Raw genomic sequence first — 12,291 nt, forward strand, 5'->3', positions numbered from 1 at the left:
TGACAGCATTGAAATTGGCTTGTAATTATTCATTACCAACGCCATTCAATGATAGGTTTTCTAACATTGTATCAGATATATCGAGAAAACAAAGCTTAATTCTAAAAATGATGGCAGGAAAACCCTTACATTTGCAGTATAGGCTGGCTGCAAAAATGGACAAAGAAAAAAGGAATGCCTCCAGGCCTCGATAAGCCCGCACATTCCCTTGAAATGGTTCCACTTGCTTCTGCAAATTTGAAGTCAAATCATTTATTTTCAAAGAAAAGAATGTAATATGTAGAACTTTGTAGTATAAAGGAAGTAGCGCATGATAAATTACCCATATTCAAGAAGAAAGCAGAGGTTCTATGTTCCTACAAAATTTAACCATCATCAAAGAACATCGTCCAGATCTATTCCAAACGTTGCAAACCGTAGAAAAACTCTCTCATGTCGACCCTTTGTCAATGAAGAGGCTTGCAACCCCCCCTCCCAACCTTATATGTGAAGTGAATGAGCTGGTAATTAGCTTACATCACCCTGACAATCCTGTTATGGAAGCTTCACAAATTTTAATGAAATTAGAGAACGAATTTAAAAAAAATGATCCATATGTTATTTTTTTCGGTGTAGGTCTAGGATACCACATTAAACAATTCACCTCGGCATATCCCAACATTCCTTACTCTATTTTTGAACCATCAGCCAAGATTATGCATACTTTTTTATCCTCTGTCTCTATGAGCGAAATTAATCTACCTTTGCTGCGCAATATCAGTATCGGTACAGCGGATAGTCGTTTTTCTTTGGAGGAAATTAAATCTATGCTCTATCAAATTCCAAAGAGCTTTACGCTGATTACGCTTCCATCTTATTTGAAATTATTTCAAAAATCTCATGGATATTTCATTCAATTTATACAGCATACGATCAAACAAAAGCAGCTGAGCCTTGGTATAAATCATCATTTTGAAAAAAAATGGATAACCAACAGCTTTGAAAATTTTGGTGCCACACTGAATACACCTAGTTTTTTCGATTTTCATGCTCATTTTCATAAGAAACCGGTATTGCTTGTAGCTGCCGGCCCTTCTTTACAGGATGAAATTGACCATTTACGCGTCATTAAGCAAAGTCGTTCCGCTTATATTGTATCTGTCGGCTCTGCCATTAACACCTTGGTTGAATATGGCATTTTACCGGATGCCGCCTTTACCTATGACCCGGGAGATTTTAACCGCAATGTGTTTTCTCGGGCAATTAATGAGAATACAATACCTTTTCCCATGATTTTTGGAACCTCTGTCGGAAAAGGAACCGTCTCGCAATTCCCTTGGACCAAAATTCATATGCCAATTAATCAGGATATGTTATATGGATTTTATCTTAGCGGAAACAAGCAATCGCCTGTGTTGAGCGATGCCAGCAGTATTGCCAATGTGACACTACAAGCATTGATGTTTATGAACTGCTCTGCCATTATTTTAGTTGGTCAAAATTTCGCTTATCGCAACAAAAATTACTACGCTGCTGGCGTTCCTTATGGAGAAAACAAAGGGGTTGTAGCAGAGCAAAGCATCGGTGTAGATGGCACTATACTTGAAAGCAACAACAGCTTTAATGCAATGCGTAGGGAAATGGAGCATTTCATACGTCTTAATCCACAGCAAACTATAATCAACACGACTCGAGAAGGAGCTAAAATTGAAGGAGCCCCCTATCAAACTTTATCTTCTGTTATGGATAGCCTGTTGGTCGAACAAACAATAGACAACGAATGGTATTTGAAGCCAAGGAGAATGGCTGTTCCACACACCTTCTTAAAGCAGCGTCAACAAAAAATGCTAGAACAGGCAGGTCAAATAGAGGCTATATTTACAGCGCTGCAGCGAGCTATGGCTACTATCAAGAGCAAGCCTGAGATAGAAAAGTTTCATGCTTTCGACCAGATATTCAAATCCCTTCAGGACAATTTGTTTTTCAAATTTATACTTCATCCGCTTAGCCGAGTGAAGTATGAAATTTTATACAGTCATATTGTAAATATTAAAGTTAAAACCGATATAAACAGTAAAGCAAATTTACTATTGTCTGGGTTTGGAGAATATTTATATGAATGCTTTGAGGATTACAAACTTATCCAACCATTTTTTCAAAAGCTAAACCAAGAAATCGACACTTTTGTTACTACAGAAAAGGGGTAGACATCTAGAATGAAAAATAAGAATCAAAATAGGCTTGGCAGAGCTAAAAAAATTATTACCCTTACTGCAGCCTCCACACAAATAGCGAATATATTCGCTCCTTTTGTTATGCATGCAGCACCCCGCGCTCCGTTGGCAGCACCTGCTTTGATGAGCACTGTCACCGAAGTAACTTACTCCCCAGGCTTAATTTATTCTCTTAGCTCATCTTCCAGCCTGGAGCTCACTCAGTATTCTCCTATTTATAGCGGAATCCCTGTAGATTCCAATTTGACGCTTTCCTTTAACGATTCCTTTGAACTTGGTGACGGTATTATATCGATTCGACGTTATAATGATGATTTCTCTGAACAATTTTTCAACATTGCAAGCGGAGTTATTCATGGCGCAGCTATTACCTTTAGCGGGAATAGTGTTGTTATAGATCCTGATGTTGACCTTAATGAAAATACATCTTATTATGTCTATATTTCCAGCGGAGCCTTTGTTTCAAGCAATGGGACCGCTTTTTCAGGTGTTTCCCCATATTCGTGGACATTTATGACGGAGGACACTACTCCGCCTGTGCTGATTTCTACAACACCGGGAAGCGGAATCGTTTCTCAGTATGATCCGTACTACCTGACTTTCAACGAAAGTGTCCAATTGGGATACGGACAAATTCAAATTATTAAACAAGGCGAAGTCATTCCTGAATATGTCATATCCATATCTGGCAGCGAAGTAAGTAATGCCAATTATTATTTTTATACAGATGACCATCAAGTCGAATTTTTACCTTATTTTAATTTAGATGAAGATACCTCCTATTATGTGAATATTACATCAGGCGCCTTTACAGATTGGAGTTCTAATGCCTACGGCGGTCTGCTAGACCCAACCTCTTGGCAGTTTACAACCACGCATGAGGATCCTTATGTTAGATATATGGAGCAGAATTTGGAAATGAATCTCCGTAACGACACGGATCTCACTTTCCACTTTAATAAACCTATGCTGTTTGCAGATGGCTTTATTACGATTAAAAATGCACAAAATAATTCGGTGTACCAGCAGTTTGTTATTTCAAGCGGAAACATTCATGGGGCAACTGCAGCTATTTCTTCCAGTGGTTATTCTTTCACCCTTAATCCAGACATGGACTTTGAAGATTTTACAACCTATTATGTTAATTTCTCCAGCGGAGCTTTTACTGATTTAAATGGCCGTCCTTCCTTTGGATTGTTTAATACTAAAATGAGCTTTACTACAGGAGATTTTACCCCTCCAGAAGCCATTGCAACTTATCCGATGAACAGTGGATTATCATCAATTTATGGATATTATGATATCACTTTTAATGAGGACGTTAAATTTGGATATGGAGAGATTCAGTTTTTCAAACAAGGGGACAATCTTCCTGTCGGTACAATCACCATATCCGGAAACAATATGTACAATGGAGACTACTATTCGTATAGTAAAAGCTACTATACCTTCTACCCTAACTTTAGTTTCGAAGATGGCACTTCTTATTATATAAATATCACTTCAGGCGCTTTTGTGGACTTACATGGCAATAACTATAGAGGGATCAATGATACAACTTCTTGGAACTTCACAACAATAATGGAAAACCCCTTTATAGAGTATTTCTCGCTACGAGGTCTAAGTGAGCTCCAGCCTAATGTCAATTTAACATTTACATTTAACGAATTGGTACAACTATCTAATGGTGCCATCTCTATAATGCGTGCCGATAATCAATCCGTTGCTAGGCAATTTCTTGTCTCCAGCGGTGTTATTCAAGGTGCAACTGCGACTTTCAGCGGTACATCCTTGACAATCGATCCGTACCTTAATCTAGACAGTTCGACTGATTATTATCTTAATATTTCCAGCGGTACTTTTGTAGATCTTAAAGGGAACTTGTTCTCTGGTCTAACACACTCACGTTGGGGTTTCTCGACTGGTGATTTTGCGCCTCCATCTATTGTTAATACTTATCCAAATGGAAACGAAGTATCCATCTATGACAAGATTAGCTTAGATTTTAATGAAAAAATTAAACTGGGACATGGAAATATACAATTATTCGAAAAAGGCACCAACGCCCTTCTCCATACAATTACGGTTGACGGAGACAATGTTTCTAATGCCAGATTCTTTTCTTACAACGGGAAACGGGCCGACTTTTATTTAGAGTTTCTTTTGGAACAAGATACACAGTATTATATTACAGCTGATCCGAATGTCTTTTTAGATTTAGATAATAATCCTTTTGATGGAATATTAGATTCCGATATCTGGAGTTTTAAAACAGCGGATGTTCGTCCATTTCTAACAAACAACGAGCCTAACAATCTTTCCGGACTACCAATTGACACCAATCTCACTTTTTATTTTAATGAGACTGTACAACTAAACAACGGTGCCATTTCCTTAATCCGACAACAGGACGGCTCTGTAGCACAAGAATTTGTCATTTCGAGCGGTCACATTAACGGTGCTGCCGTTTCCTTCAGCGGTCGTACAATGACGCTTAATCCTGATTTTGATTTGGAAAACGCCACAAGCTACTTTGTTAAAATATCCAGTGGTTCTTTTATAGATACTACGGGAAATCTTTTTTCGGGAACAGATTTTAGCAGTTGGTATTTTTCTATTGGAGATTTTGAATCGCCAGTTATCGTTTCCGGTTCTCCTATGAGCGATAACACTTATCTTGACGAACCCATCTCTTTTAATTTCAACGAAAATATTAAGTTAGGTTATGGAGAAATTCAAATTTTCAAACAAGGAGCCGTTACTCCTGATCACATTATTACGATTTCAGGTAATCATGTATCAAACGCCTACTTTTATCGCGCAAATGCAGCAAAAGAAAATACAGCCTATTTCTTGCCCTATTTTACACTCGATCAAGATTCGAGCTATTATATCCATGTTACCTCTGGTGCTTTTGTCGATAAAAGTAATAACAAATTCACTGGGTTGCTTGATTCAACGACCTGGAATTTTACAACCATTGATGTATCGCCTTATTTGTTGAGATATTACCCAAGCGATCTTTCAGGACTGCCTGCTGACACGAATCTTTTCTTCTACTTCAGTGAGCCAACGCAGCTTGCTAATGGAGAAATAACCTTGAGACGCGAGCAGGATGGCACAATTGCAAGAGAGTTTACGATTTCCAGCGGTCCTATCAACGGCGCTACTATTTTCTATAGCGGTAATACGATGATTTTAGATCCTGATTTCGATTTGGAAGAGTTGACCAGCTACTATGTTCAGATTTCAAGCGGTTCCTTTGTCGACCTTAAAAACAATCCGTTCTCAGGGCTATATCATTCATCGTGGTCTTTCTCTGTTGGAGATTTCTCACCACCAGTCATGTTGGACGCTTCGCCTATTAGTGGTGCTGCCGCATTGAAAGGTCCTTACTCCTTTATTTTTAATGAGGATATCGAATTAGGCTATGGAGAAATTCAATTTTTCAAACAAGGTGAAGTCACGCCTGTTCATACGATTTCGATTTCTGGAGATACGGTCAGCAATGCTGTGTTTTATCGCAGCTCCGGCAATACTGCTTATTTCCATCCTCATTTTGTACTGGATCAATCCACGGATTATTATGTTCATGTGACATCCGGCACATTTGTAGACTTATATAATAATCAGTTTGCTGGCCTGCTCGATTCTACAACTTGGAGCTTTACAACAGTTGATTATGAGCCCTATTTAGCAGAAATCTCTGTGAGCTATGAATCTAATTTACCGGTAGATACTAATATTACTTTGAGTTTTAGTGAAGACATCCGATTAGCTCATGGTATTATTTCTCTTATCAACAAGCAGAACAATAATGTCGCTCGTGAATTTATCATTTCAAGCGGTCTCATTAGTAATGCTGCCTTTTCCTTGAGCGGAAATATATTGGTTTTGGATCCTGATGCGGATCTTAACGATTCTACTGAGTATTTTATTTCTATTACAAGCGGGGCTTTCGTTGATCTGAACGGTAATCCTTCTAGAATGTTTTACGACACTAATATGAGCTTTAAAACAGGTGATTTCACAGCACCAACTATCGTTTCTGTTTCTCCTGTGAGCGATAACACTTATCTTGACGAAGCCATCTCTTTTAATTTTAACGAAAATATTAAGTTAGGTTATGGAGAAATTCAAATTTTCAAACAAGGAGCCGTTACTCCTGATCACATTATTACGATTTCAGGTAATCAGGTATCAAACGCCTACTTTTATCGCGCAAATGCAGCAGAAGAAAATACGGCCTATTTCTTGCCCTATTTTACACTCGATCAAGATTCGAGCTATTACATCCATGTTACCTCTGGTGCTTTTGTCGATAAAAGTAATAACAAATTCACTGGGTTGCTTGATTCAACGACCTGGAATTTTACAACCATTAATGTATCGCCATATTTGTTGAATTATTATCCAACTGCCATTTCGGGACTGCCTATTGACACGAACCTTACTTTCTATTTCAGTGAGTATGTTAATCTCGCTAAAGGCAACGTCGCAATCATTCGGGCAGCAGATGATTCCGTTGCGCAGCAGTTCACCATTTCCAGCGGGCAAATTCAAGGGGCGGCTATTTCCTTTAGCGGCAGTACGATGACCCTTGACCCAAATCTGAACTTGGAGCCGTCAACATCCTACTACATTCAGATTTCCAGCGGGGCCTTTGTCGATATAAAAGGCAAGCCTTTCTCTGGCTTGCATACTTCAAACTGGAATTTCACAACTGCTAATTTGACGCCGCCAGCTCTTGTCTTCACTTCTCCTATGAATGAAGACGCCGCTTATTACGGGCCATATTCCTTTGCCTTTGATGAAGATGTCAAGCTAGGACAGGGTGAAATTCAATTTTTCAAGCAAGGAGAAACTGTACCTGTACAGACCATTTCCATTGCTAATAATCAAGCTACTCATGCTTCCTTTGAGCAATATTCCGGGAGAGTTTTCTACTTCTACCCAGAATTTCTATTGGAGCAGGATACACGCTATTATGTCAACATTACTTCCGGTACGTTTGTCGATCTCAGCAGCACTCCGTTCACAGGTCTGCTAGACTCCACTACTTGGAGCTTTACAACTTATAACGAAGCACCTTATCTCACAGACTACAGCCCAAGCAATCTTTCCGGCTTGCCTGTAGATACCAATCTCACTTTCTATTTCAGTGAGTATGTTAATCTCGCTAATGGTAACGTCTCTATCGTTCGGGCAGCAGATGATTCGGTTGCACAGCAGTTCACCATTTCCAGCGGACAAATTCAAGGAGCGGCTATTTCCTTCAGCGGCAATGTGATGACCCTTGATCCGAATCTGGACTTGGAGCAGGATACGACTTACTATGTTCAAATTTCTAGCGGGGCCTTTGTCGATATAAAAGGCAAGCCTTTCTCTGGTTTTTATCATTTGGACTGGAGCTTTACTATCGGTGATTTCACACCTCCGGCTCTTGTATCCACGTCTCCGGTGAGTGGCAATGTTTCTAATTATGAGCCTTTATCCCTTGCCTTCAATGAGGAGGTCAAGCTTGGTCACGGTGAAATTCAGATTTTCAAACAAGGAGAAGCGACGCCTGCACACACCATATCTATTGCCAACAATAAGGTTAACAATGCTTATTACGAGCAGGTTTCTGGTCGATTTTTCTCTTTTAATCCATTTTTCCACCTTGAACAAGATACAAACTACTATATTCATATTACTTCTGGGACCTTTGTCGATCTCAGCAACAATCTATTCGCTGGGTTGTTAGATTCCACTTCTTGGAGCTTTACGACAATTGATGAGAAGCCATCTTTATGGTACTATTCACCACGCCAAGAATCTGGCATCCCTATCGACACGAACTTATCATTCTATTTTAGCGAGCCTATAAAACTTGCCAACGGCTCTATTTCCCTGATTCGGGAGAGAGATGATTCTGTTGCACAGGAGTTCGTCATTTCCAGCGGGCACATTAATGGCGCTGCAGTTACCTTCAGTGGCAATCTGATGACCCTTGATCCTGATACCAATTTGGATAGTTCTACCTCCTACTATGTCACGATTACTAGCGGTGCCTTTAGCGACCTGAAAGGCCAACTATTCTCTGGCTTCCCTGCCTCCCATTGGAGCTTTACAACCGGCGATTTCACACCGCCAGTTGTAGTCTATACTTCGCCAGTAAGTAATGAGGCATCCTATTACGGACCGTATTCTGTGACCTTCAATGAGAGCGTGGAGCTGGGACAAGGCGAAATTCAAATCTTTAAGCAGGGAGAGTCTGCACCTGTGCAGGTCATTTCCATTGCTAATAATCAGGCCATTAATGCTACTTTCGATCATTATTCCGGTGGTTATTTCAATTTCTATCCCGAATTTGGATTGGAGCAGGATACGAGCTATTATGTTCACATTACTTCCGGAACGTTCGTCGATCTCAGCAGTAATCCGTTCATGGGCTTGCTAGACTCTACTACTTGGAGCTTTACAACTTATAACGATGCACCCTATCTCACAGGCTTCAGCCCAAGCAATCTTTCCGGCTTGCCTGTAGATACCAATCTCACTTTCTATTTCAGTGAGTATGTTAATCTCGCTAATGGTAACGTCTCTATCGTTCGGGCAGCAGATGATTCGGTTGCGCAGCAGTTCACCATTTCCAGCGGGCAAATTCAAGGGGCCGCTATTTCCTTCAGCGGCAATGCGATGACCCTTGACCCAAATCTGAACTTGGAGCCGTCAACATCCTACTACGTTCAGATTTCTAGCGGAGCCTTTGTCGATATAAAAGGCAAGCCTTTCTCTGGCTTGCATCATTCGTACTGGAACTTCACGACGGCTGCCCAAACCAATAACGGAGGAAATAACGGTGGAAATACTGGCGGCAGTCAACCGAGTCAGCCAAGCCCAACAACGACACCATCCAATCCTGTAGTCGTCTCAAGCGAAGCTGCACCAGTAATTCCAAATTCTGCGCAGGCTAATGTAGTAGCTGCACCATTTAAAACTGGACAAGAAAAAAGCATTACTTTGCCTGCCGGTCAGACTAGTTCATCCGCTCTTGTATACTACTACGATGATAAATACAAGAAATGGATTGCACTTCCTACGCAGCATGATGGCAATACGCTCACTGCCAATATGCCTCCAGAAAGCTGGGTTGCCGTTATGGACAATCCAGCGGTCTATCAGCCCGTAGATACAGTAAGCAATTGGGCCAATGAAGACATAATGAAGCTAATGAGCTTAAATATCATTCAAGGCTACGAGGATCAAACCTTCAAGCCTAATCAAGTGACCAACCGCTATGAAATGGCTGTTATGGTGGCGAAGGTACTCGGCTTGCCGCTGGATAACACAAATGCATCAATGCTAAACAGCCTTCCCGACTCTGGCAGCATTCCAGAATGGGCAAAACCGGCCGTCGCCGCCCTGCTGCAAAATAATATTATGCTCGGCAGCGCGCAAGGCTTCCAAGGCAGTGAATCCATAACACGCGCACAGCTTGCTGCCATGCTGGGACGGATTTTGCCAGAAGCACAAAATAATACAGCTTCATCGTTCAAAGATCAATCCACCATTCCAGCTTGGGCCTCTGATGGTATTCAGAAAGCTATCGAGCTTGGCATCTTCAAAGGCTACCCGGACGGAAGCTTCCAACCGGATAAAACGTTGACGCGCGCTGAAATGGCGGCCGTCATCACGCGATTGATGGATTATTTGATCCAACAGCCGAATCAATAAATATTCAAACCAAAAAAGCTCAAGACCGCGAGGTCTTGAGCTTTCAGATTGTCGAGAAACCCTACGTCTTGTTCCAAGACGCTTGGGTTTCTCTTTGTTTTGGGGATCCAAACGAAGCTAAAGGAGGAGGATTCCTCTATTGCGCCCTCCTTTCAAGATAGAGGGCGATCTTCTTCATGTTTTGCACGGCTGCGGTCATCAGCGCTTGCTCCGTAGCATTGCGCAGTCCCCGCAACCGGCAATAGCGAAACCCATGGAGCTGTTTAGCATCCGCGAAGCTTCGCTCAATCGTCTCTTTTCGTTTTCGGTATAGCCTTTTGCCTGACTTGCTGAGGCGGTTTAATCGCACTTGCTCCTTACTATTCTCCCAGATGTGCCGCGTGACGATCTTTCGCTTGTTGCGAGATCGCGTACATTTTTCCAGGACAGGACAAGCGGCACACCTCTTCGGATCCGAAGCATAATGTCGGTACCCGTGACGATCCGTCGTGCGGTACACCAGTTCCTGCTGCTCGGGACAGCGGTACACGTTTCGCTCGGCCTCATACGTGAATTTCCACTTCGGGTACAACCCTTGCGTGGGATGAAATCTGCGATGCGCGATGACACCAAAGATTTTACGTTCTTCCAGCCCTTTGCAAATGGGCGTGGTCATGTAGCCTGAATCTAAAGCAACGGCTTCTACCTCAAAACCAAAACGTTTACGCTGACGGTCTAATCGAGAGAGATACGGGACGGAATCATGGACGTTGCCTGCGGTTACGAAAACATCGGTAATGAGGTTGTACTTCACATCAACGGTGCGATGATCCAAATAAAAGAAGCCTTCTGGCTTGCCTTCCCGAAACATATATCCGCTGTCCGGATCCGTTGTGCTCACCTTCACTTCCTTGTCCTCGTTCACCTCCTCCCGTGGTTTTAGTGCTTTTTTCCTTGGGTTTGACGATCCGTTTCAACGGCTGCATTTAGCTCATCGAGATAATCTCTTGTGTTTTGCTTGACTTGTTCTTTCGTGTATTTGTTTTTGTTCGCGTTCGCTTTGACATGGGTCGAATCCGAAACCAGCACACGGCCGCCAACCATGCGATGCGAGACGGCTTGCAGCACAATCTCATCAAAGATGTCTTGAAAAACAGAAGTATCTTTAAACCGGGTACGCCGGTTCCAACTAATCGTTGTATGGTCAGGCACACGATCCGTTAATCCCAGTCCTAAAAACCAACGATACGCGAGATTCGTTTGCACTTCGCGTTCAAGCTGACGTTCGGAACGAATCCCGTAGAAATAGCCCAGAAAGATCATCTTGAAAAGAACAAGCGGATCAATGGCTGGACGCCCGTTATCTTGTGAATACAGATGTCGAACCTTTTCATCAATAAAGGAAAAATCAATATACTTGTCGATCTTGCGAAGCATATGATCAACAGGCACTAAGTCTTCTATGGAAACGAACTCGTAACTTTGTTGTTTATCTCGATTAGAACGCAGCATAGGGCGACACCTTCCGTTCGTATAAGTTATCTTTATTATACCATAGTAACGCGGTGTCGTGTTAAACCAAATGCTTATAAAGATGGCTGTCGAGACTTTCTCGACAGCCTGAAAGCTCAAGACCACGAGGTCTTGAGCTTTCTTTTTCTCAAATCGCAAATACACCAAGGCTTCTAATAAGCTAAACCCATAATCCGAACAATCCTTCATTCACACCTAGATTATACATATAATACAAGCCAAATACAGCGCTAACGATGCCGGTTGCCCCAATTAGGACGCGATTGAGCTTAAAGCGGCTGGAAGAGAGAATAAACGGAATGCTGATGAAGGTGGTAAAGCACAGCATGCCGATTACCGTACCAACACCAAATACAGCGATATAGATCAGCCCTTCGCTAATACTGTTCACAGTGCTCATCGTGAGGATGACCATCGCTCCACTGCCAGCGAGGCCATGAATGATGCCAATCAGCAAAGATTTACGATAGGAGCCATGAAAATGCTGGCTTTCCTTAGCACTCGCATCCACATTCGCATTCGCTCGCATGCTTCTAAGCGAAATAATCGTATTCACTCCCAGTACTACGATCATCACTCCAACGAGAAACTCTAAGGACATCGCCCATTTTTCCGTCATTTCACTTCTCATGGCCATGAGGATAAACCCGACAATAAACAGCGTCAGCGAATGTCCGATCCCCCAAAATACGCCAGAAAAAGCGGATTTGCCGATATGCTTGCTTTTAATCGCAATCGTGGATACCGCAATAACATGATCCGGCTCAAGCGCATGCTTGATGCCGAGCAGAAACCCGATGGCCAGCACAGAGAGTATACCCGCGTCCATCTCCCATAACCCCCTGTT

General features: G+C 42.1%; 4 protein-coding genes. 2 read left to right on the forward strand and 2 right to left on the reverse strand.

Annotated features, from left to right (window positions below; genetic code table 11):
- Positions 1-350 precede the first annotated feature (350 nt).
- Together MHB80_RS19950 and MHB80_RS19955 are read left to right on the forward strand one after the other, a co-directional pair.
- A complete protein-coding gene (locus MHB80_RS19950; RefSeq protein WP_341278606.1) occupies positions 351-2,186 on the forward strand; it encodes a 6-hydroxymethylpterin diphosphokinase MptE-like protein in 1,836 nt (611 codons plus the stop codon).
- 9 nt (positions 2,187-2,195) lie between these two features.
- Positions 2,196-9,932, forward strand: coding sequence for an Ig-like domain-containing protein (locus tag MHB80_RS19955; RefSeq protein ID WP_341278607.1), 7,737 nt, complete (start codon positions 2,196-2,198; stop codon positions 9,930-9,932).
- 136 nt (positions 9,933-10,068) lie between these two features.
- On the opposite strand, the gene MHB80_RS19960 is transcribed toward MHB80_RS19955, so the two are convergent.
- Together MHB80_RS19960 and MHB80_RS19965 are read right to left on the reverse strand one after the other, a co-directional pair.
- Positions 10,069-11,423, reverse strand: a protein-coding gene (locus tag MHB80_RS19960) for an IS1182 family transposase (RefSeq protein WP_341278608.1) whose coding sequence is annotated in 2 segments (ribosomal slippage) — positions 10,069-10,856 and positions 10,856-11,423 — 1,356 coding nt in all. Because the reading frame shifts where the segments join, the coding sequence is not laid out codon by codon here.
- A gap of 181 nt (positions 11,424-11,604) precedes the next feature.
- The gene (locus MHB80_RS19965; RefSeq protein WP_341278609.1) at positions 11,605-12,273 is read right to left on the reverse strand and encodes a sulfite exporter TauE/SafE family protein; all 669 of its coding nucleotides are present in this window, start codon (positions 12,271-12,273) and stop codon (positions 11,605-11,607) included.
- Between the last annotated feature and the right edge of the window lie 18 nt (positions 12,274-12,291).

The organism is Paenibacillus sp. FSL H8-0537 (assembly GCF_038051995.1).
Taxonomy (GTDB): Bacteria; Bacillota; Bacilli; order Paenibacillales; family Paenibacillaceae; genus Pristimantibacillus.

Bases quoted from the DNA above. Each gene is read 5' to 3' on its own strand.
- MHB80_RS19950 (WP_341278606.1), top strand. From the start codon at position 351: ATGTTCCTACAAAATTTAACCATCATCAAAGAACATCGTCCAGATCTA.
- MHB80_RS19955 (WP_341278607.1), top strand. From the start codon at position 2,196: ATGAAAAATAAGAATCAAAATAGGCTTGGCAGAGCTAAAAAAATTATT.
- MHB80_RS19965 (WP_341278609.1), bottom strand. From the start codon at position 12,273: ATGGACGCGGGTATACTCTCTGTGCTGGCCATCGGGTTTCTGCTCGGC.